Origin of the sequence: Bradyrhizobium sp. CCBAU 11361 (assembly GCF_028128935.1) — a bacterium.
Lineage (GTDB): Bacteria > Pseudomonadota > Alphaproteobacteria > Rhizobiales > Xanthobacteraceae > Bradyrhizobium > Bradyrhizobium niftali.
Genome location: NZ_LBJZ01000173.1, coordinates 34349 through 56945, shown reverse-complemented (window position 1 = coordinate 56945; position 22597 = coordinate 34349). Strand labels below are relative to the sequence as shown.

The window sequence follows — 22597 nt, the reverse complement described above, 5'->3', positions numbered from 1 at the left end:
ATGCCAGCGAGGCTTCAGCCTCCCGAACTCAAGGGGGCTCCCTGATGGAGCCCGGCAATCGGGTGACGCATCATGGATTTCGACCAGTTGACCCTGACCCAGGCCGCGGCCGACCTTCGCGCCGGGAAAGTCACGAGCACTATGCTCACTTCGGAAGCTCTTGCCCGCGCCAAAGCCAACACGGATCTCAACGCCTTCGTGATCCTGGACGAGGCTGGCGCCTTGAAGGCCGCAGCTGCATTCGACGCGAGCAACGATAGGAGCAAGCCGCTCGGCGGCGTTCCCATCGTGATCAAGGACAATATCGAGGTGGCCGGGCTTCCCTGTAGTGCCGGCACGCCCGCGCTGAAGGATTACGTGCCGAAGACCGATGCGCCGGTCGCGGCAAGGCTGCGCGCCGCCGGCGCAATCATCATCGGCAAGACCAGCATGCACGAGCTCGCCTTCGGCATCTCCGGCTACAACACAGCGTTCAAGACCGGCGCCGAGTTCGGCGTACGCAACGCCTATGATCGGGCGCTCATCGCGGGCGGCTCCTCGTCAGGCACGGGTGCCGCGCTCGGGGCGCGGATCGTCGCGGGCGGGCTTGGTACGGACACGGGCGGATCGGTCCGGGTGCCGGCCGCGCTGAACGGATGCGCCTCGCTGCGCCCGACCGTCGGCCGCTATCCGCAAGAGGGCATTGCTCCGATCTCGCACACCCGCGACACCGCAGGGCCGATGGCCGCGACCATCGCCGATGTCGCGCTGCTCGACCGCGTCATCGCGGGTGGCGACGACGTCGTGCCGGCTGACCTGAAGCGGGTGCGGATCGGCATCGTGAGCTCAATGCTGACCAATCTCGATGCCGACACCGAGGCCGCATTCCAGGCGGCCGTCGCGGCAATGAAGGCACAGGGTGTCACGGTGGTCGAGATCGAGGTGCCGCAGCTTGCCGGGCTCAACGGTCAGGTCGGCTTTCCCGTCGCGCTGTACGAAGCCTATGACGACATGGTCGCCTATCTCGCGCACACCGGCACCGGCCTCACCGTTGAGGCGCTGGCTAAGGAGATCGCCAGCCCCGACGTGAAGGGCACCTATGATGGCCTCGTCATCCCGCGCAAACTGCCCGGCCCCGACAACACGCTGCTCGACGCGAGACCGATCTATGACGCGGCGATCAGGACCGCGCGGCCTGCGCTGCAGGCGCTCTACAGCGACACGTTTTCCGGGAACAAGCTCGACGCTATCGCCTTCCCGACCACGCCGCGCGTCGCCATTCCCTCCAATCCCGATTCCAGCAGTCTCGAAAATTTCGGCCTGTTCATCCAGAACACCGATCCCGGCAGCAATGCCGGCATTCCCGGCATCCAACTTCCGATAGCGCTCGGCGCCACGAGCAAATTGCCTGTAGGTCTTGAGCTGGACGGCCCGGCAGGCAGCGATCGCCGGTTGCTTGCGATCGGCATGGCACTGGACAAGGTATTCGGGCGGCTGCCACCTCCGTCCCGCTAGAGGCAAGCACACATCTATCTCCTCACCCTGAGGAGCTTGCGAAGCAAGCGTCTCGAAGGGCGAGGCCACGACCCGGGCCTTTCATCCTTCGAGACGCGCGCTCCGCGCTCCTCAGGATGAGGAATTGGCAGCGTCTCACGAATACGGATTGATCAGCTTCTGCTGCTCGGCGCTGTGGTGCACGAGCATGTCGATGAAGGTTCTGACCTTCGCCGACAGATGATGTTTGTGCGGATAGACAGCATTCATGGACAGCTCGACCGTCCGATATTCCGGCAACAGGCGCACGAGGCGGCCGGCCTCGAGGTCGTCCTGAATGAGAAACCCCGCCATCAGGCAGACGGCAGCGCCCCCCAGCGCGACCTTCCGCAGCGCTTCTCCGCTGTTGGTGATGAAGCTGCCGGAGATACGCACCGAAGCCGACGCTCCCTTGCGATCGAGGAAGCGCCATTCATCGCCAAACGGATAGTTCAGGTGACGACCGCAATTATGCGCAGTGAGCTCGTCGAGCTTCTGCACCCGGCCGTGCTTTTCGATGTATTCGTGGGAACAGCACAGCACGTGACGCCAGGTGGCGAGGCTCCGCACGATCAGGCTCGAATCCGGCGGTGGGGTCATGCGCACGGCAACGTCATACCCTTCCTCGATGAGGTCGACGTCGGCTTCGCCCATGCGCAGATCGATCTTGAGCTCTGGATAGGTCGACAGGAGTTTCGCCACGACGGGCGCGACAAACGGCACCATGTGCGTGGCGACGTGGACGCGCAACGTGCCGCGGGGCACCGACTGCAATTCGCTCGCGATATCGTCGGCCTGTTCGATATCGGCGAGGATCTGGACGCAGCGGTCGTAATAGGCCTTGCCGATCTCGGTGAGGTTGACCCTGCGCGTCGTGCGCTGAAGCAGCCTCACCCCGAGCCGGTCTTCCAGCGCCTGAACGTGATTGCTCACCATGGTGGTGGACATATTGAGCCTGCGGGCTGCTGCGGAGAAGCCGCCGGTCTCGACCACCCGGCTGAAGACTTCGAGGCTCGTCAATCGGTCCATGCCGCCTGATTATCCGCTCTTGATCGATAATCTCAAGGTATTCGCCCCGATTATCTATCAGATCATCTCGCGCGCGCCATTGGTGCGTGCGTTAGCAGCAATCGCTCGACAGGTGCGGCAATCGCTCTGGGGCAGTCGCGCGTCCGGTTGGGTAGATCATACGCACCTCAGGCGAGGTCCCGGACTATCCACCCGTAGTGGATAATCCTTCCAGCATTTCGCCGATTATCGCTCGAACTGGAAAGACCGATAGTCCCTGCCAGCCGATAGGAGACCGTCATGTCCGAGATGCCCCGCACCGAAACCTTTCAGCAAGCAACTGAAATCACTCAGGATTATTCCAAGGCGCCGCCGCGTGTGCCGGTCCGCAACAAGCTCCGGCGGGCGGCCTTGGCGCTCGCGCTCCTCGCGGGCACGGCAGCGATCGCCTATTACGGACACGACTATTGGACCAACGGCCGTTATCTCGAGACGACCGACGACGCCTATGTAAAGGCGGACTCCACGATCGTCGCGCCGAAGGTTTCCGGCTACATCGCGAAGGTCCTGGTCGGCGACAACGAAAAGGTCAAAGCCGGCCAGGTGCTGGCCAGGATCGACGATCGCGACTTCAAGGCGGCGCTCGATCAGGCCCGCGCCGATGTCGCCGCCGCGGAGGCTTCCGTGCGCAACCTCGATGCCCAGCTCGAACTGCAACAGCCGATCATCGAGCAGAGCACGGCTGATGTCGCGGCTGCGGACGCCAATCTGAAATTCGCCCAGGAGGAGCGCGCCCGCTACGACGATCTCATGAAGTCGGGTTCCGGCACGATCCAGCGCGCACAGCAGACCGATGCGGCGCTGCGTGCCAGCAACGCGCAATTGCAGCACGCGAAATCGGGCCTTCTGGCCGCACAGCGCAAGGTCGACGTGCTCACCACCCAGCGCGCCCAGGCCACGGCCCAGCTCGAACACGCCCGCGCCGTCGCGGACCAGGCGCGGCTGAACCTGTCCTATACCGAGATCACCGCGCCGGTCGACGGCACGGTCGGTGCCCGCAGCTTGCGCGTCGGCCAGTTCGTGCAGGCCGGCACGCAATTGATGGCGGTGGTGCCCCTCGATGCGGTCTATGTGGTCGCGAACTTCAAGGAGACGCAGCTCACCCACGTGCGCGCCGGCCAGCCGGTCGAGTTGCGCGTCGACAGCTTCCGCAGCCAGACCCTGCGCGGTCATGTCGACAGCCTGTCGCCGGCCAGCGGACTCGAATTCGCACTGCTGCCGCCCGACAACGCCACCGGAAATTTCACCAAGATCGTGCAGCGCGTGCCGGTGAAGATCGTGCTCGACGACCACAGCCTGACCGGCCTGCTCAGGCCCGGCATGTCGGCGGTGCCGACCGTTGACACCAAGCAGGCGGTGCTGGCCGAGCGCGAGACGGCCAGGCGCCTCGCCGACAACACCTCTCGTCCGAACGGCGGCTGACGTCGAGGGGCATGCGGCAGGATTGTCAAACCCTGCCGGATGATCCTTCCAGAACTCCGCCGATTATCGAAACCATCCGCCTAAAGCATCCTGTCTCCGTACCCGATGAGCACGCTCCAACCGACAGTCGACACCGCCTCCGCTGCAAGCGTTCCCGCCCCTGCTGCGCCCGTCACGCCGGCAATTTCCGCCAAAACCTGGATCGCAGTGATCGGCGCGACGCTCGGCGCCTTCATGGCCGTGCTGAACATCCAGATCGTCAACGCCTCGCTCGCCGACATCCAAGGCGCGATCGGCGCCGGCATCGACGACGGTGGCTGGATCTCGACGTCCTATCTGATCGCGGAGATCGTGGTGATCCCGCTGTCGGGATGGCTCGCCCAGGTGTTCTCGATCCGCATCTATCTCCTCACCAACGCGATCCTGTTCCTGCTGCTCTCCGCGGCGTGCGCGCTGGCGCAGGACCTGCCGCAGATGATCGTGCTGCGCGCCGTGCAGGGTTTCACCGGCGGCGTGCTGATCCCGATGGCCTTCACCCTGATCATCACGCTGCTACCGCGCGGCAAGCAGCCGGTCGGCCTTGCCCTGTTCGCGCTGTCGGCGACGTTCGCGCCCGCGATCGGCCCGACCATCGGCGGCTATCTCACCGAGAATTTCGGCTGGCAGTACATCTTCTACGTCAACCTCGTGCCCGGCGCGATCATGGTCGGCATGCTGTGGTACGCGCTCGAGGCCAAGCCGATGAAGCTATCACTGCTGCGCGAGGGCGATTGGGCTGGCATCATCACCATGGCGATCGGCCTGTCGGCGCTTCAGACCGTGCTGGAAGAGGGCAACAAGGACGATTGGTTCGGCTCGCCCTTCATCGTGAAATTGTCCATCATCGCGGCCGTCGCGCTGGCTGCCTTCCTGATCATCGAGCTCACCGTGAAGAAGCCGCTTCTGAACCTGCGCCTGCTGGTACGCCGCAATTTCGGCTTCGGCATGCTCGCGAACTTCCTGCTCGGTGTCGCGCTCTACGGCTCGGTCTTCATCCTGCCGCAATATCTGGCGCGCATCCAGGGCTACAATGCCGAGCAGATCGGCATGGTGCTGGCCTGGACCGGATTGCCACAACTCCTGCTGATCCCGCTGGTGCCGCGCCTGATGCAGAAGTTCGACGCGCGGATCATCATCGGCATCGGCTTCGTGTTGTTCGCAGGCTCCAACTTCATGAACATCTATATGACCAACGATTACGCTGCCGACCAGCTGTTGTGGCCCAATGTCGTCCGTGCGATCGGCCAGGCGCTCGTGATGGCCCCGTTGTCGGCTGTGGCGACCGCCGGCATCGAAGCGGAGAATGCGGGCTCGGCCTCAGGCCTGTTCAACATGATGCGTAATCTCGGCGGCGCCGTCGGCATCGCGCTGCTTCAGACCTTGCTGACCAAGCGCGAGCAATATCACTCCAATGTGCTGATGCAGTCGGTTTCGGTGTTCGAGCAGGCGACGCGGACGCGGCTGGAGCAGCTCACGCAGTATTTCATCAATCACGGCGTGCTCGACCGCGCCGACGCCGCGCATCGCGCCTATGTCGCGATCGGCCATACCGTGCAGAAGCAGGCTTACATCTTCGCCTTCAGCGACACCTTCTATCTGCTCGGCATGGCACTGATCGTGGCCCTGATCGCCGTATTCTTCCTGAAGAAGCCCGGCCAGACCTCGGCCGGTGGAGCCCACTGACGTCAACCCAGCAAAAGGAGAACGACCATGAAGCCCCGCATGAATTTCTACCAGGCCGCCCCCGACACGATGAAAGCGCTGATGGCGCTGGAAGAGCAGATCCAGTCGACCGGACTCGAAAAATCGCTGATCGAGCTCGTCAAGATCCGGGCGTCGCAAATCAACGGCTGCGCCTTTTGCATCAACATGCACACCGAGGACGCCCGCAAGCGCGGCGAGACCGAACAGCGGATCTATCTGCTCAACGCCTGGCGCGAATCCCCACTCTACACCGACCGCGAGCGTGCCGCGCTGGCCTGGACCGAGTCGGTCACGCTGATCTCAGAGACGCATGCGCCCGACGACGTCTACGAGCAGGTCCGCGCGCAATTCTCCGACGCGGAGACAGTGAATCTGACGATGCTGATCGGGGCCATCAATGCCTGGAACAGAATCGCGATCGCGTTCCGCGCGGTGCATCCGGTGAAGGTGAAGGCGTCAGTGGCGTGAGGAATGGTGTCAGTGGCGGCGTGCTGGACGCAACGCCGCAGCCACACTCTCAACTGTCATGCCCCGCGAAGGCGGGGCATGACAGTATTCCAGAGACAGCGAATTTCGTAACAACCGCCGCGGCGTACTGGATCGCCCGCCTTCGCGGGCGATGACACCTGAGGTGCGCCCTAAACCGCCGTCGCCTTGGCGAATTCCACGTAGATCTCGCGCAGACGCGTCGCCATCGGACCGGGCTTGCCCTCGCCGATTGTCTTGCCGTCGACTGCCACCACCGGCTGCACGAACGACGAGGCCGAGGTGATGAAAGCTTCCTTGGCGGCGAGCGCCTCGGCGACCGTGAAGGACCGCTCCTCGACGCGGAGCTGACGTTCTTCCGCGAGCGCAATGACGGCCTTGCGGGTACAGCCCGGCAAGATCGCGTTGGAGTTCTTGCGGGTGACGATAACGTCGTCCTTGGTGAGGATGAACGCTGACGATGAACCGCCCTCGGTGACGTATCCATCCTGCAGCATCCAGGCTTCGCCTGCGCCGGCTTCCGCCGCGGCCTGCTTCGCCAGCACCTGCGCCAGCAGCGCCACGCTCTTGATGTCACGCCGTTCCCAGCGGATGTCGGGCACCGTGATCACGTTGATGCCGGTCTTTGCCACCGCGGCGTTGATGATGTCCTTTTCCGAGGTGAACATCACGAGGCTCGACTTGACGTCGCCCTTGGGGAACGGGAAGTCGCGGCCCTTGTCGGCGCCGCGCGTGACCTGGAGATAGACGAGGCCGCTCTCGAGCTTGTTGCGCGCGATCAGCTCCTTCTGGAGCTCGGTGATGCGCTCGACCGTCTCCGGCAGCCTCAAGCTGATCTCGCCGACAGAACGCTCCAGCCGCGCCAGATGCGAGGCGTTGTCGACCAACTTGCCATCCAGCACAGCCGAGACCTCGTAGATGCCGTCGGCGAAAAGGAAGCCGCGGTCGAGAACCGAGATCTTGGCTTCCGAGAGCGGGACGAATGAGCCGTTGACGTAGGCGATCGAGTCCAAGGCAGGTCTCCTGGCGGGAAAAGGGGATTTGGCTGTCCGTATACGGGATTTGGTGAGCCCGATAAACCCTCGATCCGTCACTCCGGGGCATTCGCAAAGCGAATGAGCCCGGAATCCATTTCCCCTCGTGTATTGCCGCCCGATGGATTCCGGGCCCGCGCCAAGTGGCGCGTCCCGGAATGACGACTGGTTAGTGGGAGAGAATCTTCGACAGGAACTTCTGCGCGCGGTCGCTGCGCGGCTTGCCGAAGAAATCCTCCTTCGCCGCATCCTCGACGATCTCGCCGCGATCCATGAAGATCACGCGATTGGCGACCTTTCGGGCAAAGCCCATCTCGTGGGTGACGACCATCATGGTCATGCCCTCATGGGCGAGGTCGACCATGACGTCGAGCACCTCGCTCACCATCTCGGGGTCGAGCGCCGAGGTCGGTTCGTCGAACAGCATGACAATGGGGTCCATGGCGAGCGCGCGCGCAATCGCAACGCGCTGCTGCTGGCCACCGGAGAGCTGCGCCGGAAACTTCTGCGCCTGCTCCTTGAGGCCGACGCGATCCAGCAACTGCATGCCCTTCGCCACCGCCTTGTCAGACGACCGGCCCAGCACCTTCTGCTGGGCGAGGCAGAGATTGTCGATGATCTTGAGATGCGGAAACAGCTCGAAATGCTGGAACACCATGCCGACGCGCGAGCGCAGCTTCGGTAAATCGGTCTTGGGGTCGTTGACCTTGGTGCCGTCGACGCTGATGTCGCCCTCCTGGAACGGCTCCAGCGCATTGACGCATTTGATCAGCGTCGACTTGCCCGAACCCGAGGGACCGCAGACCACGACGACCTCACCCTTGGTGACGCTGGTGGTGCAGTCGGTCAGCACCTGGAAGGTCGGGCTGTACCATTTGTTGACGTGGCTGATTTCGATCATGACCGACACGCTCTATCGAATGATGGCGATGCGTGCCTGGAGGCGACGAACGCCGAAGGACGCAACACAGGAAATGGTGAAGTAGACGACGGCGGCGAACAGGTACATCTCGACCAGGCGGCCGTCGCGCTGCGCGACCTTGCTCGCCGCGCCCAGGAAGTCCGGGATCGAGAGCACGTAGACCAGCGAGGTGTCCTGGAACAACACAATGGTCTGCGTCAGCAGCACCGGCAGCATGTTGCGGAACGCCTGCGGCAGTACGACGTAACGCATGGTCTGGGCGTAGGTCAGGCCGAGCGCGTTGGCGGCGGCCGGCTGGCCGCGCGAGATCGACTGGATGCCGGCGCGCATGATCTCGGAGAAGTACGCCGCCTCGAACATGATGAAGGTGATGAGCGAGGAGGCGAACGCACCGACACTGATCGGCCGCGACGCGCCGGTCACCCACTGCCCGATATAGGGCACCAGGAAGTAGAACCAGAAGATGACCAGCACCAGCGGCAGCGAGCGCATGAAGTCGACATAGATGCCGGCGATGCGGCCGAGCACCTTGAAGCCGGACAGTCGCATCAGTGCGATCGCGGTGCCGAAGATCAGGCCGCCGAGGCCGGCCAGCGTCGTCAGGGTCACCGTGAACGTCATGCCCTCGAAGAACAGATAGGGCAGCGCGCGGCGGATGACGTCGAAATCGAGATTACCGAACATGGCGCTATTTCCCCGTGATGTAGCCGGGGATCGCGACGTAGCGCTCGAGGAAGCGCATCGCGGTCACGACGACGGCGTTGACAAGGAGATAGAGCAGAGTCGCTGCGGTGAAGGCCTCGAACACCTGGAACGAGAATTCCTGCATCGAGCGCGCCTGTCCGGTCAGCTCGAGCAGGCCGATGGTGATGGCGACCGCCGTGTTCTTGATGGTGTTGAGGAACTCGGAGGTCAGCGGCGGCAGGATGATGCGGAACGCCATCGGCAGCAGCACATAGCGATAGCCCTGCACGGTGGTCAGGCCGAGCGCAGTTGCGGCCATCTTCTGCCCGCGCGGCAACGAGCCGATGCCGGCCTGCAATTGCACGGCGACACGCGCCGACATGAAGAGGCCGACGCCGATCGCAGCGGTCCAGAACGGTGCGTTCGGCAGTTGCTTCAGCCAGGTGCCGGCCGCCTTCGGCAACAATTCCGGCAGCACGAAGTACCACAGGAACAGCTGCACCAGCAGTGGCATGTTGCGGAAGAACTCGACCCAGCAGAAGCCGAACCAGTAGGCCGCCCTGGAGGGCAGCGTGCGCATGACGCCGATCAGCGAGCCGAAGACCAGCGCGATGATCCATGCAAGAACCGCCGTCTTCAGGGTCAGCGCCAGCCCCGACAGCAGCATGTCGAGATAGGTGCCGGTCCCCATCGGGTTCGGCTCGAAGAAGATTCCCCAGTTCCAGTGGTAGTTCACGTGTCCCCCGCGCGAACGCGCCAATCATAGATGTCGTAAACGTCTATGCAAATGTCCGGCCACTCCCTCCAGAATGGCCGGAATTTGCTTCCTCTCCCCGCAAGCGGGGAGAGGCGTCAACTCAGCTTACTTGTAGTCGTCCGGGTTCGGCGAGTCCGTGGGCTTCGCGAACTCGTTCTTCAGCTCGGCCGAGATCGGCGAATTGAGGTTGAGGCCCTTCGGCGGAATCTTCTGGGTGAACCACTTCTCATAGATCTTCTGGCCTTCGCCGGAGGTGTAGAGCGCAGCGGTCGCCGCATCGACCACCTTCTTGAACGGCGCGTCGTCCTTGCGCAGCATGATGCCGTAGGGCTCGGGCTTTGAGAACGCGTCCTTGGAGATGACGTAGTCGTCCGGCGACTTGGAGCCGGCAACAAGGCTCGCGAGCAGGATGTCGTCCATCACGAAGGCGACCGCGCGATCAGTCTCGACCATCAGGAAGGACTCAGCATGGTCCTTGGCCGGGATGATGTTGGCGCCGAGGCCCTTTGCAACGTTGGCCTCGGTGAGCTGCTTGATATTGGTGGTGCCGGCGGTCGAGACCACCGTCTTGCCCTTGAGGTCGTCGATCGACTTCAGGCCGCTCGACTTCTTGAACACGTAGCGGCTGGCGGTCAGGAAGTGGGTGTTGGTGAAGGCGACCTGCTTCTGGCGCTCGGCATTGTTGGTGGTCGAGCCGCATTCGAGGTCGATGGTGCCGTTGGCCATCAGCGGAATACGCGTCGCCGAAGTGACCGGGTTGAGCTTGACCTCGAGCTTGTCGAGCTTGAGCTCCTTCTTCACGGCGTCGACGATCTTGTAGCAGATGTCCATCGCGAACCCGATGGGCTTCTGGTTGTCGTCCAGATAGGAGAACGGGATCGAGGAGTCGCGGAAGCCCAGCGTGATGGCGCCGGTGTCCTTGATGTTCTTCAGCGTGCCGGTCAGCTCCTGGGCCCCGGCCTGGCTAACGGCAAAGGTCGCGGCAAGCGCGAGACCGATGTGACGGAAATGCTTCACTTTTTTGTTCCCCTTTCAGGATCATGCGGCCGGATGCAAGCACAAATCGGCCCGGATTAGAATGTGACTTTCGGCTGGCTTGCGGCTCAGGTTAATGGCTAAGGGTCAGTGGCTCAGGTCAGTGGCTTGGGCAATTCCCCGAGATCCCAGAACAGCCCGGCCATCACCGTCAAGGCCTCTTCGGTCAATGGCAGCAGGATGTGCTCATTGGGCGCATGCTGGGAGCAACCAGGATAGGAGTGCGGGACCCAGATCGTCGGCAGGCCCAGGATCTCGGAAAATACGTCGTTCGGCAGGGAGCCGCCGAAGTTCGGCAGCACCGCCGGCGCCTTGCCGGTCGTTTCTCGCACCGAATCCGCCGCCCATTTGATCCAAGGGCTGTCGAAATCGGTACGCGAGGCCGCAAAGCTCTGGGCGGCCCGCACCTCGACCATCGGGAAACCCTTCTCGACCAGATGCGAGCGGACGGCCTCGATCAGGCCGTCGATCTTGGTGCCGACGACAAAGCGCAGTTGCAGCACGGCATTGGCGTGACCGGGAATGGCGTTGGCCGGCTTCTCGATATTGCCCGAGGACATCGCCAGCACTTCGAGCGTGTTCCAGGCATAGAGCCGCTCGGCCGCTGACAATCCCTCCTCGCCCCAGTTCTCCGCCAGCGCCGGCTCGTCCTCGGTCGGGACGACCTGCACATCGGCAAGATAGCTGCGGATCTGGTTGGTGAGCCGCGGCGGCTTCAGGGCATCGAGCTGGAGACGGCCATGGCCATCGACCAGCGTCGAGATCGCGTTGACCAGAATGGTCGCGGGATTGGCGAGCACGCCGCCCCAATTGCCGGAATGATGGCCACCGTCGCGCAAATTCACGTCGAGATGGATGCGGATGCCGCCACGGCAGCCGAGGAAGAGTGTCGGGCGATCTGCCGACAGGCGCGGTCCGTCGGAGGCCATGAACAGATCGGCCTTGAGCGCATCGCGATTGAGATCGCAGACCTTGCCGAGATCGGGCGAGCCGATTTCCTCACCCATCTCGACGATGAATTTAGCGTTGAAGCCGAGCTTGCCGCCGCGGGCCTCGCGCACCGCACGGAGCGCCGCCATGTTGATGCTGTGCTGGCCCTTGTTGTCGGCAGTGCCGCGGCCGTAGAGGCGCGTGCCCGCAACCGTCGTGCGCCAGGGATCGCGGCCGTCGCGCCATTCGCCTTCCATGCCGTCGACGACGTCGCCATGGCCGTAAATCAGCACGGTCGGGGCGGATGCGCTCTCGTGATGCTCGGCGAACAGGAACGGCGCCTTGCCGCTGGGGGATTCGACCATACGGCTTTGAAAATCGAGCGCAGCGAAGGCCGGCTGCATCTCCTGTTCCAGATAGGCACGCAACTCGGCGCCGCGCGACGGATTCTGGCTTTCGGTCTTGAAGGCGACGCGGCGGTCGAGTTCGGCGAGGAACGCGCCCGATTTGAAATCCTCACGGGCGCGGGCGATGGCGTCGGCTCTGGTCATGATTTGCTTTTCGGACTTCGAGGAAGGACCCTACCCGAGACAGGACGGCCTTCGAAAGTGGCGGGGACTTGGATTGTTCTTGTAGTTCTCTTGTAGTTCTCTTGGGATTTCGTTCTTGCTCGCTTGAGATTGGCTTGCCAAGGGCAGCAGTGCTGCTGATTTTGGCCTTGCCAAGCGCAAGTTATATGCAAGAACTTCGCCAAGTTGGGGCGCACGTCTATCATTCGAAGAGCGCTCAGTACAGAGCGCCGGGGGACCATCATGGCCAAGCAGATCAGGCTCAACGCCTTTGCGATGAATTGCGTCGCACACCAGTCGCCGGGCCTGTGGACCCATCCGCGCGACCGCACCGCCGAATATAACCGCCTGCCCTACTGGCTCGACCTTGCCAGGACGCTGGAGCGCGGCCGCTTCGACGGCTTGTTCCTGGCCGACGTGCTGGGCGTCTACGACGTCTATGGCAACAGCCCTGACGCAGCCTTGCGCAATGCAGCACAGACGCCGTCGAACGAGCCGCTGCTCCTGCTCTCGGCGATGGCGGCGGTGACGCAAAATCTCGGTTTCGGCGTCACCAGCAATCTGTCCTTCGAGCCGCCCTACCCGTTCGCGCGGCGGATGTCGACGCTCGATCATCTCACCGAGGGGCGGATCGGCTGGAACGTCGTCACCGGCTATCTCGACAGCGCCGCCCGCGGCGCCGGCAAGGACAAGCAGACCGGGCATGACGACCGCTACGACATCGCCGACGAATATATGGATGTCGTCTACAAGCTCTGGGAAGGGAGCTGGGAGGACGATGCCGTGCTGCGCGATCGCAAGCGCGGTATCTTTACCGATCCCGCAAAGGTTCATCGCGTCAATCATGAGGGCGCGAACTACCGCATCAACAATACCATTCACCTCAGCGAACCGTCGCCGCAGCGCACGCCCGTGCTGTACCAGGCCGGCACCTCGCCGCGCGGCCGCCAGTTCGCCGCGCGTCACGCCGAATGCGTGTTCATGTCGGGGCCGTCAGCCAAGGTGATCGCACCGCGCGTCTCCGCGATCCGGCAGGAGGCCGCCGCGCTCGGCCGCAATCCGGCCGAGATCCTGATGTTCTCGATGATGACGATCATCCTCGGCCGGACCGAAGCCGAGGCGAAGGAGAAATACGCCGACTACCGCCGCCATATCAGTCCCGAAGGCGCGCTGGCGTTGATGTCGGGATGGACCGGTGTCGACTTCTCCGGCTACGACCTCGACCAGCAGGTCCGCCACGTCCAGAACGACGCCGGCCGCAGCGCGATGGACAACGTCACCCGCGCCGACCCTGATCGGGTCTGGACCGTCCGCGACGTCATCGAGCATGTCGGCATCGGCGGCGCCGGCCCCGTCGTGGTCGGAACGCCCGAGATGGTCGCGGACAAGATCGAGCAATGGTTCGAGGCAACCGACGTCGACGGCCTCAACGTCGCCTTCGCAATCTCGCCCGGCGATTTCGAGGACATCGCCGACATGCTGGTGCCGGAGCTGACGAAGCGCGGACGGTACAAGCCGGAATACGCAAAAGGCACATTGCGGGAGAAGCTGTTCGGCGATGGCCGCGCGCGGCTCGGCGCGCCGCATCCGGCGGCAGGGTATCGAGTGGGGAAGACTGGGTAGAAACCGCTAGGTACGCTGTCATGCCCCGGCTTGACCGGGGCATCCAGTACGCCGCAGCCTCTCGATTTATCTCTATCTTCTCTGGAATACTGGATCACCCGCCTTCGCGGGTGATGACGACTGAGCGTGCGGCGAGCACCAGTGCGATAGCGACCCCCTACACTTTCCCGTCCACCATCACCTCGATCAGCTTCGTCCCGGGCCGGCCAAACGCCGACGACAGCGTCGCCTTCAGCTCGCGGGGGTCGCTGATCTTGATCGCCTCGCAGCCCAGCGCCCTGGCGATCCCGGCGAAATCGACCGGCGGATCGACGAAATCCATGCCGACATAATTGTCGTCGCCATGGAAGGCGAGCAGGCGCTGCTTGATGATGCGATAGCCGCCATTGTTGGCGATGACGACGTTGAGCGGCAGCTTGTGATGCGCCGCCGTCCATAGCGACTGGATCGAATACATCGCGCTGCCGTCGCCGGAGAAGCACACCACGGGACGATCCGGATTGGCGATGCTGACGCCAACCGATGCCGGCAGGCCCCAGCCGATGCCGCCCGAGGCAAGGCCGTGATAGCCGAAGCGATCGCGGTGCGGACGCAGGTTCGTGATCTGGCGGCTGGAAGTGAGGCCTTCATCGACGAGAATGGCGTTCTCGGGCATGGCCTCCACCATGTGCAGCACCAGATAGTCGGGATCGATCGGCGTGCGCCCCGCGCTCTTGCCGATCTGCTCGACCAACGCGGCGCGGCGCGCGCTCCAGTTCTTCGGCGCGAGTTCGGCGAGACGCTGCCTTGAGCGTTGCGCCAGTGCCGCGCCGCCCATCTCCTTCAGCACGGGAAGCAGTGCGCGCAGCGTTTCCTTGACGTCCGCCTTCAGCGCAATCTCCGCGCCGAAATTCTTGGCGATCTCCCAGTCGACGAGGCCGACCTGCAGAATCGGCAATCCGTCCGGCAGCGGGTCGACTTCGCTATAGACCGACATGCGCACGGGATCGCCACCGAGCGCGACCAGGAGATCGTAGGGCGCGAGCGTATCGCGTGCGACCTTCTGGACGCGCGCCAGCGTGCCGACGAAGCTCGGGCTTTCCGAGAGGAAGTGCGAGCCATAGGCGGTCGAGGATTGATAGGCGGCAGCGCCGAGCAGCTCGGCGAGCTCGGCCGCCTCCTTCAGCGCGTCGCTCTTGACCACCTCGTCCATGGTGACGATGACAGGACGTTCGGCCTTGAGCAGCCGCGCGGCAAAGGCCTTCAGCGCTTCGTCCGACGGTCTGGTGCGCGCGTCGATCCGGGTGGAGCGGCCAAGATCGATACCGGCTTCGCTGTTGAGGATGTCGCCGGGCAGCGAGATGAACACCGGCCCGGTCGGCGGCGTCATCGCGACCTTGGCGGCGCGGCGCACGATGCGCGGCAGATCCTCCAGCCGCGTCACCTCGACCGCCCATTTCATCCAGCGGCTCGGCCATGCGCACCAGTGGACCGTAGAGCACCGGCTCCATCAGGCCGTGGCCCTGCTCCTGCTGGCCCGCGGTCAAAATCATCGGGGTGCCCGTGAACTGGGCGTTGTAGAGCGAGCCCATGGCGTTGCCGAGGCCGGGCGCGACATGGACGTTGCAGGCGACGAGCTTGCCGGAGGCGCGGCTGTAGCCATCGGCGATCGTCACCACCAGGCTCTCCTGCATCGCCATCACATAGGTGAGATCGGGATGATCCTTCAGCGCATGCATGATCGGCAGCTCGGTGGTCCCGGGGTTGCCGAACAGATGCGTGATGCCCTCGTCCTTGAGCAGCGCGAGAAAGGCGGAGCGGCCGGTGATCTTGTTCTTCATGTTTCCTCCAGGAGCGGACATTGCCGCAAGGACGGACGCATGATGGCCGAACTTGGCCGAGGCACGCAAGGAAACGCCGTCATGGCAGACTTGCGTCGGCGCGCGCAAGCTGGGAACATGCTCGGGCGTAAACCTGCACGGGGAGACGCGATGGCCTATGACGAGAACACCGCGGCGCGGGTGCGCAAATTACTGGCCGGTCAGCGATACGTCGCGGAAAAGAAGATGATGGGCGGCCTCTGCTTCATGGTGAACAACACCATGTGCTGTACGGTCAGCGGGCGCGGCGGCATGCTGATCCGCGTCGGCCCGGAAGCGCATGCACGCATGCTGCAAGAGCCGCACACCAGCCCGATGGAAATGCGCGGGCGCATCATGACCGGCTTCGTGCGCGTCGCGCCGGACGGCTATCAGAGCGACGCCGATCTGAAAAAATGGGTCAAGCGCGGGCTCGACTTCGTGGCGGCGAATACTGCGGGACGCAAGGCAGCACCGCGGAAGGCTGTTTCAGCGAAAACCAAGGTCGCCGCCAAGGCTAAAGCACCTCCTCGCGGCCAAGCTCGAAAGGGTCTTCGCCGCTAGCGCGTTTCTTCTTTTTCGAGCGCTGCCACACCACACCGGGAAAGCCCTTCAGCGGCACCAGCGGCTCGCCGGTATAGGCCCATTCCTGGAGCTCCTCGATGGCGATGTGATAGAGCGGCTGGCGGCCGGTGCGTTCGTTGAACAGGGCGCGCGGGATGTTGACCATGTGCGGGCCCCGCGGCCGCTCGTAGGCGATCGGCGTGCCGCAATGCGAGCAGAAGCTGCGCGCAGTCTTCGTTGCCTTGTCCTCGTAGCGCGTGAGCGCAGTCTTGCCGGAGGTGATGCGAAAGCGCTTCTTCCAGCTGCCGACATAGGTCGCATAGGCCGCACCGTGGGCGCGGCGGCTACCGGCGGAATGATCGTGCCAGGCCCAGCGCGCGGGAACGTCGATCTCGAAGGTGACCTTGCCGCAGAGGCATTGGCCAGTGGCGATACCTGCGGCGGCTGCGGCTTTGGCCATGGTAGGTCCCTCCGTCGTCATTGCGAGCCAACGGGGCCGCGCTTCGCGCGGACCCGTTGGCTCGCAATGACGGAAATTGTGTTGACGGTCGCGCGACAAATCAAGCCCCGTAGCCCGGATGAGCGAAGCGACATCCGGGAAGATTCGCGCTCAGGCGAAAGTCCCGGATATCGCTTCGCTCATCCGGGCTACGAAGAGATCCCTACGCCGGCGTCAGTTCGTCATACGCGGGGTAATCCGTATACCCCTTCTCCTCGCCGCCGTAGAACGTCGCACGGTTATACGGCGTGATCGGATAATCGTGCGCGAGGCGTCGCGGCAGATCGGGGTTGGAGATGAAGATGCGGCCAAAGGCGATGATGTCGGCATGGCCGTCGGCGATTGCCGCATTCGCGGTCTCGCCGGTAAAGCCGCCGGCCGTCATCAGCACGCCGCTGTAGAACGGACGGAACAGCACCATCGCCGAGGGCACGTTCTCCCAATGGACGTCGGCGCGGCCGGCGCCGCTGGAGCGCGGCTCGATGAGGTGCAGATAAGCGAGACCGAGCTTGTCGAGCGCCTTCACAACATGGGTGTAGAGCGGCATCGGATCGGGCTCGCCGGAATCGTTGGCGATGCCGTGCGGCGACAGCCGCACGGCGACGCGGTTCGCGCCCCAGACATCGATCGCGGCCTGCGTGACTTCGAGCAGAAGCCGCGCGCGGTTCTCGATCGACCCGCCATATTGATCGGTGCGCTGGTTGCTGCGCGATTGCAGGAACTGCTCGAGCAGATAGCCGTTGGCGCCGTGAATCTCGACGCCGTCGAAGCCGGCGGCGAGCGCGTTCTTCGCGCCCTGCCTGAAGGCCTCGACGATGCCCTTGACCTCGTCCGTCTCCAGCGCGCGCGGAGTCTCGTAGTCGGAAATCTTCCCGTCGGCGGTCATCGCCTTCATGCCTTCGGCCTTGATCGCGATGGCCGAAGCCGAGACCGGAAGCTCACCGCCATGGAAGGACGAATGCGAGACGCGGCCGACATGCCAGAGCTGGAGGAAGATGATGCCGCCCTTGGCATGCACGGCATCCGTCACCTTGCGCCAGCCGGCGATCTGTGCCTCCGAATAGATGCCCGGCGTCGCCGGGTTGCCGCGGCCGTGCGAGAGCACGGGCGAAGCTTCGGCGATCAGTAGGCCGCCTTCCGTTGCGCGCTGGCCGTAATATTCGGCGTTGAGCGGCCGCGGTGAAAAGCTCTCGCGCTCGGCGCGCATGCGCGTCAGCGGTGCCATCGCGACGCGATGCGCGAGCTTATACGGACCGACCTGCAACGGTTTGAACAACGCCGGAAATTTCATGCTGGCCCCAAAGTGGCTATGGAAGGATGCGGATCATATAGCGAGGGGCGGTCACCGTAAAAGGTACCGCCCCCGCAAAAGCAGATATTCCCTCCCGCGGAACGCGCGGGGGAACAGACCTTACGCCGTCTTGATCCAGACGGCCTTCACGTTGAGATACTCCTCGACATGCTGCTTGCCGGACTCGCGGCCGTAACCGCTCATCTTGTAGCCGCCGAAGGGCACGGCCGGGTCCATCGCCTGGTAGCAGTTCACCCACACCGAGCCGGCACGCAGGCTCTTCGCAACCGCATGCGCCTTGCTGACGTCGCGCGTCCAAAGGCCCGAGCCGAGGCCGAACGTGGTGTTGTTGGCGCGCTTGACCAGCTCGTCCATGTCCTTGAACGCGATGGCGGAGATGACGGGGCCAAAAATCTCCTCCTGCGCGATGCGCATATTGTCCTGCACACCCGCGAACACGGTCGGAGAGACGAAGAAGCCCTTCGACAGTGCGCCTTCGGTCACGCGGCCGCCGCCGGCGAGCGCGCGTGCGCCTTCCTTCTGGCCGATGTCGAGATAGCCGGTGACGCGCTCGAGCTGCTGCTCGGAGACGAGCGGGCCGATCTGCACATTGGGATCGAGACCGTTACCGACTTGCAGCTTCTTGCCGAACTCGGCGACGCGGCCGACGAATTCTTCATAGATCGACTGCTCGACGAACAGGCGCGTGCCGGCGCTGCAAATCTGGCCGGAGTTGGCAAACACCGCCATCGCGGCGCCGGGCACGGCGGCATCGAGATCGGCATCCGCGAACACGATGTCCGGCGACTTGCCGCCGAGCTCGAGCGAGACGCGCTTGAGGTTGCCGGCCGAGGCGCGGATGATCGACTGTCCGGTGACATGCGAGCCGGTGAAGGCGACCTTGTCGACGTCATGGTGCGAGGCGAGCGCAGCGCCCGCGGTCTCGCCATAGCCGGGCACGACGTTGACGACCCCGGGCGGAATGCCCGCCTCCATCGCAAGCTCTGCGATGCGCAGCGAGGTCAGCGGCGCCTCTTCGGCGGGCTTGAGCACCACGGTGCAGCCGGTCGCGATCGCGGGGCCGATCTTCCAGATCGTCGCAGTCAGCGGGCCGTTCCAGGGGATGATGGCGCCGACGACGCCGATCGGCTCCTTCAGCGTGTAGGAGAAGATTTCGCCCGGCAGCGAGTTCTCAATGGTCTCGCCGTGGATCGCGGTGGTCTGCCCTGCGTAATAGCGCAGCATGCCGACGGCGCGCAGCCGATAGGCGCGGGTACGGCTGAGCGGCGCGCCCATGTCGAGCGTGTCGAGCTGCGACAATTCGTCGAAATTCCTCTCGACGAGGTCGGCAAGCTTCAGGAGCAGGTTCTGCCGCTCGAACGGCTTGACCTTGCTCCAGGGGCCTTCGAAGGCGCGGCGAGCGGCGGCGACCGCACGGTCGATGTCTTCCTTGTCGCCCTCGGCGACGGTTGCGAGCAGTTCGCCGGTCGCGGGATTGTGGGTCTCGAAGCGCTTGCCGGAGGCGGCATCGACCCACTTCCCGTCGATCAGCATCTGCTTGTAGGACCCATTGGCGAACGGGTGGCGCGTGATCGGAATAGCCTGCGACACAGCCATGGCTGCACTCCCTGTCAGGTGATTGATTGGGTTCGATCTGGGCGGGATCGTTAGGTCAGGGAGAATACAGCGGTGCCGGAAAGGCGTAAAGGCGGCGTGGAACGAAGACCTCCCATGCCGACTTGTGCAGGGTCGCACAAACGCCATGTTATAGCTCGACCGAACTCGACGCCCCTCCCCGGAGAATGAGCCATGTCGCATCCTGTCATCGCCAAGGGCAACGTCGCCGTGATCACCGGGGGCGCATCCGGCATCGGCCTCGCCGCCGCCATCGCCTTCGCACGCGCGGGAATGAAGATGTGCATCGCCGACGTCGACCCGACACGACTGACCGAGGCCGCAACAAAACTGTCATCCGTCACGGCTGCCACAGATGTGATGACCTTCGTCGTCGATGTCAGCCGCGCCGAGAGCGTGAAGGAACTGGAACGCGCCGTGGGCGCGCATTTCGGCGGGACCGATATCCTCATGAACAATGCGGGCATCCAGCCCGGCAGCACGCTGTTTGGCGAGCCCGACAACTGGCAGCGCATCATCGCCGTCAACATGTGGGGCATCGTCAACGGCTCGCGCATCTTCGCGCCCAGCATGATCGCGCGCGGCAAGGCCGGTCTGATCATCAATACCGGCTCGAAGCAGGGCATCACCACGCCGCCCGGCGATCCCGCCTACAATGTCTCGAAGGCCGGCGTGAAGGCTTTCACCGAAGCGCTCCAGCATGAGCTGCGCAACACGGAAGGCTGCCACGTCACGGCGCATCTGCTCATTCCGGGCTTCGTCTTCACGGGACTCACCGCCAAGGGCCGCACCGAGAAGCCGGCGGGAGCCTGGACCCCCGAGCAGACCGTCGACTTCATGATTGCCCGGCTCGAGGCCGGCGATTTCTACATCCTGTGCCCGGACAACGATGTGCCCCGCGCCCTCGACGAAAAGCGCATGCTCTGGGCCGCCGGCGATATCGTGGAGAACCGCCCGCCGCTATCGCGCTGGCACCCGGATTACGCAGATGCGTTCGCGAAGTTCGTGAAGGGCGACTGACTATCAGACCCTCATGGTGAGGAGCGCGGAACGCGCGTCTCGAACCAAGAAGGCCCGGCTGGGCCTCAATCCTTCGAGACGCCCGCTTATAGCGGGCTCCTCAGGATGAGGGGTTAGAGCGCCGATGGCGCGAGGAGAGGTTGGGCCGCGGCTTACAGCGTTTCCTGCTGGTGCCCGCAGTTCTTGCAGGCGAACTTGACGCGGCTCTGGCCTTTTGGCGCCTGCACCCGGTTAGGGGCGCCGCACTTGCCGCAGACCGCCTCGATCCGGGTATCGCCCTGCTTGACGACGATGGTCTTCTTTTCCATCGATTCGCGGATCAGGCGCTCGGCCTCCTCTCGCAGGGATTGTTTGGACAAAGCTCATCTCCGCCATGAATGCGGGCGAGGCTTATCGCACCTGCGTCGAAATCACAATCCGAAACGGCCGCTCAGACCTCGACAATCACATAGCTGTCCTCGACATGCACCGGAAAGGTCTCGGCGACATACGGACCTTTCTGCAGCTCCTCGCCCCGTTCCACCGCGACCGGATATGACCGGATCTTGACCCGTTTCGGGTCGAACCAGGACTGGCCGTTGCGCATGTCGAACTCCCAGCCGTGCCAGGGACAGCGCAGCATCTCGCCGACGCGCGAGCGCTGATAGATGCCCGGCTCGGGCGAGGTCAGCCGCGCCACGCAGGCCGCCTTGTCGAGCGGAGCGCCCTCGTGCGGGCAGCGGTTCAGAAGCGCAAAGAACTCGCCGTTGACGTGGAACACGACGATGTCGCGGCCAGCGACGTCGACGACCTTGTTGCCGCCGGGCGGGATGTCGGAGGTGCGGGCGACGATGTGACGGGCCATGCTGGTTTCAGAACTTGTAGACCGCGCGGGCATTGGTGCTGAAGATCTTCTTCCGCTCGGCCTCGGTCAGTGGCGTCTTGAAGGCGAAGCGCGGATCGTCAAAATCCCAGTGCGGATAGTCCGACGAGAACAGCAGCCGCTCGATGCCGACCCATTCGATCAGCGCGCGCAGATGCCGGGCCTCGTCCGGCTCGTCGATCGGCTGGGTCGTGAACCAGAACTGCTCGCGAACATATTCCGACGGCTTGCGCTTGAGATGCGGCACCTCGCTGCGGAAACGCTCGAAATGCTGGTCCATGCGCCACACCGCCGAGGGGATCCAGCCGAAGCCGCCCTCGATGAAGACGATCTTCAGTTTTGGAAAGCGCTCCGGCACGCCCTCGATGACGAGGCTCGCAAGCTGCGCGGCAATGGTGTGCGCGTTGGATTGGTGCTCCTCGACATAATAGGACGGCCAGCCGCCGCCGGTCGGCGCGTGACCGCCATAGCCGCCGACATGGATGCCGAGCGGCAGATCCAGCGCCTGCGCGCGCTCGTAGATCGGCCAGTAGCGGCGGCGGCCGAGCGGCTCGTTGGCCCGCGGCGAGACGTTGATCTGGATGTATTCACCGATCTTGGCGCAACGCTCGATCTCGGCAATCGCAAAATCGGTCCCGTCCTGCCCGACCAGGATCGAAGCCTTCAGGCGAGGATCGCGGTGCGTCCAGAACGCCAGCTGCCAGTCATTGATTGCACGCTGGATCGCGGCCCCGAATTCGAGATTCTGCTGCGAGAAGATGAAGAGATCGAGCACCTGGAGAATGCCGAACTCGACGTCGAGCGGATCGAGATGCTGCTTGCGCATGAAATCAAGATCGGAGCCGGGCGGCCCGCCGGTCGGCGGCCAGGCATCGCGCCGCGCGATCAGCGGCGAGGACCGCGGATAGGGCGTGGTGAACAGATAGGGCGTGCGCAGATGGCTGCCGTATTCCTTAAGATGCTGCTGCCAGCGTTTTGGCAGGAACTCGTTGAGATCGTCGGTCGAGCGCAGGCTCGGATGGACGTCACAATCGACGATACGCAGCCGCGTCGCGGCAGGCTTTTCGTCGTCACGCAACGGACGGTCGATGACCTCACTCATG

20 protein-coding genes and 1 pseudogene are annotated in these 22597 nt (G+C 64.0%); 7 read left to right on the top strand and 14 right to left on the bottom strand.

Features of this window, described 5'->3' with window-relative positions:
• Positions 1–72 precede the first annotated feature (72 nt).
• A complete protein-coding gene (gene iaaH / locus XI08_RS19640) occupies positions 73–1494 on the top strand; it encodes an indoleacetamide hydrolase (RefSeq protein WP_271575620.1) in 1422 nt (473 codons plus the stop codon).
• Positions 1495–1629: 135 nt separating this feature from the next.
• Here the strand turns inward: iaaH and XI08_RS19635 are convergent, their stop codons facing one another.
• Positions 1630–2541 carry a LysR family transcriptional regulator gene (locus tag XI08_RS19635; RefSeq protein ID WP_271575619.1) on the bottom strand — a complete coding sequence of 304 codons (912 nt, stop codon included), beginning with the start codon at positions 2539–2541 and terminating at the stop codon, positions 1630–1632.
• A gap of 279 nt (positions 2542–2820) precedes the next feature.
• Here XI08_RS19635 and XI08_RS19630 point away from each other — a divergent pair, with 279 nt between their 5' ends.
• The 3 genes from XI08_RS19630 (at position 2821) to XI08_RS19620 (ending at position 6213) form a co-directional block, all read left to right on the top strand.
• The gene (locus XI08_RS19630) at positions 2821–4002 is read left to right on the top strand and encodes an HlyD family secretion protein (RefSeq protein ID WP_271575618.1); all 1182 of its coding nucleotides are present in this window, start codon (positions 2821–2823) and stop codon (positions 4000–4002) included.
• Between the two features lie 105 nt (positions 4003–4107).
• Positions 4108–5724, top strand: a complete 1617-nt coding sequence (locus tag XI08_RS19625) for an MDR family MFS transporter (RefSeq protein WP_271575617.1) — start codon at positions 4108–4110, stop codon at positions 5722–5724.
• Positions 5725–5751: 27 nt separating this feature from the next.
• The gene (locus XI08_RS19620; RefSeq protein WP_007615070.1) at positions 5752–6213 is read left to right on the top strand and encodes a carboxymuconolactone decarboxylase family protein; all 462 of its coding nucleotides are present in this window, start codon (positions 5752–5754) and stop codon (positions 6211–6213) included.
• 170 nt (positions 6214–6383) lie between these two features.
• Here XI08_RS19620 and XI08_RS19615 read toward each other — a convergent pair whose 3' ends face one another.
• From XI08_RS19615 to XI08_RS19590, 6 genes are all read right to left on the bottom strand, one after another.
• Positions 6384–7244, bottom strand: a complete 861-nt coding sequence (locus XI08_RS19615; RefSeq protein ID WP_027547454.1) for a D-amino-acid transaminase — start codon at positions 7242–7244, stop codon at positions 6384–6386.
• Positions 7245–7434: 190 nt separating this feature from the next.
• Entirely contained in the window at positions 7435–8166 is a 732-nt protein-coding gene (locus XI08_RS19610) for an amino acid ABC transporter ATP-binding protein (protein ID WP_027547453.1), read from the bottom strand.
• A gap of 12 nt (positions 8167–8178) precedes the next feature.
• Positions 8179–8871 carry an amino acid ABC transporter permease gene (locus XI08_RS19605; protein WP_027547452.1) on the bottom strand — a complete coding sequence of 231 codons (693 nt, stop codon included), beginning with the start codon at positions 8869–8871 and terminating at the stop codon, positions 8179–8181.
• Between the two features lie 4 nt (positions 8872–8875).
• Positions 8876–9607, bottom strand: coding sequence for an amino acid ABC transporter permease (locus XI08_RS19600; RefSeq protein WP_027547451.1), 732 nt, complete (start codon positions 9605–9607; stop codon positions 8876–8878).
• Positions 9608–9733: 126 nt separating this feature from the next.
• Positions 9734–10645 (bottom strand): amino acid ABC transporter substrate-binding protein, encoded by a 912-nt coding sequence (locus XI08_RS19595; RefSeq protein WP_027547450.1) that lies wholly within the window; start codon positions 10643–10645, stop codon positions 9734–9736.
• Between the two features lie 113 nt (positions 10646–10758).
• The gene (locus XI08_RS19590) at positions 10759–12144 is read right to left on the bottom strand and encodes a M20 family metallopeptidase (protein ID WP_271575616.1); all 1386 of its coding nucleotides are present in this window, start codon (positions 12142–12144) and stop codon (positions 10759–10761) included.
• A gap of 261 nt (positions 12145–12405) precedes the next feature.
• On the opposite strand from XI08_RS19590, the gene XI08_RS19585 reads away from it, so the two are divergent.
• Complete coding sequence (locus XI08_RS19585) at positions 12406–13785, top strand: LLM class flavin-dependent oxidoreductase (protein WP_271575615.1); 1380 nt, start codon at positions 12406–12408, stop codon at positions 13783–13785.
• A gap of 157 nt (positions 13786–13942) precedes the next feature.
• Here XI08_RS19585 and XI08_RS19580 read toward each other — a convergent pair.
• A pseudogene (locus tag XI08_RS19580) lies at positions 13943–15605 on the bottom strand (thiamine pyrophosphate-binding protein).
• Here XI08_RS19580 and XI08_RS46040 point away from each other — a divergent pair.
• On the top strand, positions 15498–16187 hold the full coding sequence (locus tag XI08_RS46040; RefSeq protein WP_333927749.1) for a TfoX/Sxy family protein: 690 nt from the start codon (positions 15498–15500) through the stop codon (positions 16185–16187). The pseudogene XI08_RS19580 and the gene XI08_RS46040 sit on opposite strands and share 108 nt — an antisense overlap.
• On the opposite strand, the gene XI08_RS19570 is transcribed toward XI08_RS46040, so the two are convergent.
• The 3 genes from XI08_RS19570 to XI08_RS19560 form a co-directional block, all read right to left on the bottom strand.
• Positions 16141–16647, bottom strand: a complete 507-nt coding sequence (locus tag XI08_RS19570; RefSeq protein ID WP_271575614.1) for a GFA family protein — start codon at positions 16645–16647, stop codon at positions 16141–16143. The two genes, XI08_RS46040 and XI08_RS19570, sit on opposite strands and share 47 nt — an antisense overlap.
• A gap of 202 nt (positions 16648–16849) precedes the next feature.
• The gene (locus XI08_RS19565; protein WP_271575613.1) at positions 16850–17977 is read right to left on the bottom strand and encodes an alkene reductase; all 1128 of its coding nucleotides are present in this window, start codon (positions 17975–17977) and stop codon (positions 16850–16852) included.
• Between the two features lie 120 nt (positions 17978–18097).
• Positions 18098–19594, bottom strand: coding sequence for an aldehyde dehydrogenase family protein (locus XI08_RS19560; protein WP_271575612.1), 1497 nt, complete (start codon positions 19592–19594; stop codon positions 18098–18100).
• A gap of 192 nt (positions 19595–19786) precedes the next feature.
• Between XI08_RS19560 and XI08_RS19555 the strand changes: the two genes are divergently transcribed.
• A complete protein-coding gene (locus XI08_RS19555) occupies positions 19787–20632 on the top strand; it encodes an SDR family NAD(P)-dependent oxidoreductase (protein WP_271575611.1) in 846 nt (281 codons plus the stop codon).
• Between the two features lie 152 nt (positions 20633–20784).
• On the opposite strand, the gene XI08_RS19550 is transcribed toward XI08_RS19555, so the two are convergent.
• The 3 genes from XI08_RS19550 to XI08_RS19540 all read right to left on the bottom strand — a co-directional run bounded on the left by XI08_RS19550 (position 20785) and on the right by XI08_RS19540 (position 22596).
• The gene (locus XI08_RS19550) at positions 20785–20991 is read right to left on the bottom strand and encodes a hypothetical protein (RefSeq protein WP_027547442.1); all 207 of its coding nucleotides are present in this window, start codon (positions 20989–20991) and stop codon (positions 20785–20787) included.
• A gap of 71 nt (positions 20992–21062) precedes the next feature.
• Positions 21063–21476, bottom strand: coding sequence for a Rieske (2Fe-2S) protein (locus XI08_RS19545; RefSeq protein ID WP_027547441.1), 414 nt, complete (start codon positions 21474–21476; stop codon positions 21063–21065).
• A 7-nt stretch (positions 21477–21483) separates the two neighbouring features.
• Positions 21484–22596 (bottom strand): amidohydrolase family protein, encoded by a 1113-nt coding sequence (locus XI08_RS19540; protein WP_271575610.1) that lies wholly within the window; start codon positions 22594–22596, stop codon positions 21484–21486.
• Position 22597: the final 1 nt, after the last annotated feature.

Excerpts from the sequence above, each read along its gene's own strand:
- XI08_RS19560 (WP_271575612.1), bottom strand. The coding sequence starts at position 19,594 with ATGGCTGTGTCGCAGGCTATTCCGATCACGCGCCACCCGTTCGCCAAT.
- XI08_RS19630 (WP_271575618.1), top strand. The coding sequence starts at position 2,821 with ATGTCCGAGATGCCCCGCACCGAAACCTTTCAGCAAGCAACTGAAATC.
- XI08_RS19570 (WP_271575614.1), bottom strand. The coding sequence starts at position 16,647 with ATGGCCAAAGCCGCAGCCGCCGCAGGTATCGCCACTGGCCAATGCCTC.
- XI08_RS19625 (WP_271575617.1), top strand. The coding sequence starts at position 4,108 with ATGAGCACGCTCCAACCGACAGTCGACACCGCCTCCGCTGCAAGCGTT.
- XI08_RS46040 (WP_333927749.1), top strand. The coding sequence starts at position 15,498 with ATGCATGATCGGCAGCTCGGTGGTCCCGGGGTTGCCGAACAGATGCGT.
- XI08_RS19610 (WP_027547453.1), bottom strand. The coding sequence starts at position 8,166 with ATGATCGAAATCAGCCACGTCAACAAATGGTACAGCCCGACCTTCCAG.
- XI08_RS19635 (WP_271575619.1), bottom strand. The coding sequence starts at position 2,541 with ATGGACCGATTGACGAGCCTCGAAGTCTTCAGCCGGGTGGTCGAGACC.
- XI08_RS19605 (WP_027547452.1), bottom strand. The coding sequence starts at position 8,871 with ATGTTCGGTAATCTCGATTTCGACGTCATCCGCCGCGCGCTGCCCTAT.
- XI08_RS19540 (WP_271575610.1), bottom strand. The coding sequence starts at position 22,596 with ATGAGTGAGGTCATCGACCGTCCGTTGCGTGACGACGAAAAGCCTGCC.
- iaaH (WP_271575620.1), top strand. The coding sequence starts at position 73 with ATGGATTTCGACCAGTTGACCCTGACCCAGGCCGCGGCCGACCTTCGC.
- XI08_RS19545 (WP_027547441.1), bottom strand. The coding sequence starts at position 21,476 with ATGGCCCGTCACATCGTCGCCCGCACCTCCGACATCCCGCCCGGCGGC.
- XI08_RS19590 (WP_271575616.1), bottom strand. The coding sequence starts at position 12,144 with ATGACCAGAGCCGACGCCATCGCCCGCGCCCGTGAGGATTTCAAATCG.
- XI08_RS19620 (WP_007615070.1), top strand. The coding sequence starts at position 5,752 with ATGAAGCCCCGCATGAATTTCTACCAGGCCGCCCCCGACACGATGAAA.
- XI08_RS19565 (WP_271575613.1), bottom strand. The coding sequence starts at position 17,977 with ATGAAATTTCCGGCGTTGTTCAAACCGTTGCAGGTCGGTCCGTATAAG.
- XI08_RS19555 (WP_271575611.1), top strand. The coding sequence starts at position 19,787 with ATGTCGCATCCTGTCATCGCCAAGGGCAACGTCGCCGTGATCACCGGG.
- XI08_RS19585 (WP_271575615.1), top strand. The coding sequence starts at position 12,406 with ATGGCCAAGCAGATCAGGCTCAACGCCTTTGCGATGAATTGCGTCGCA.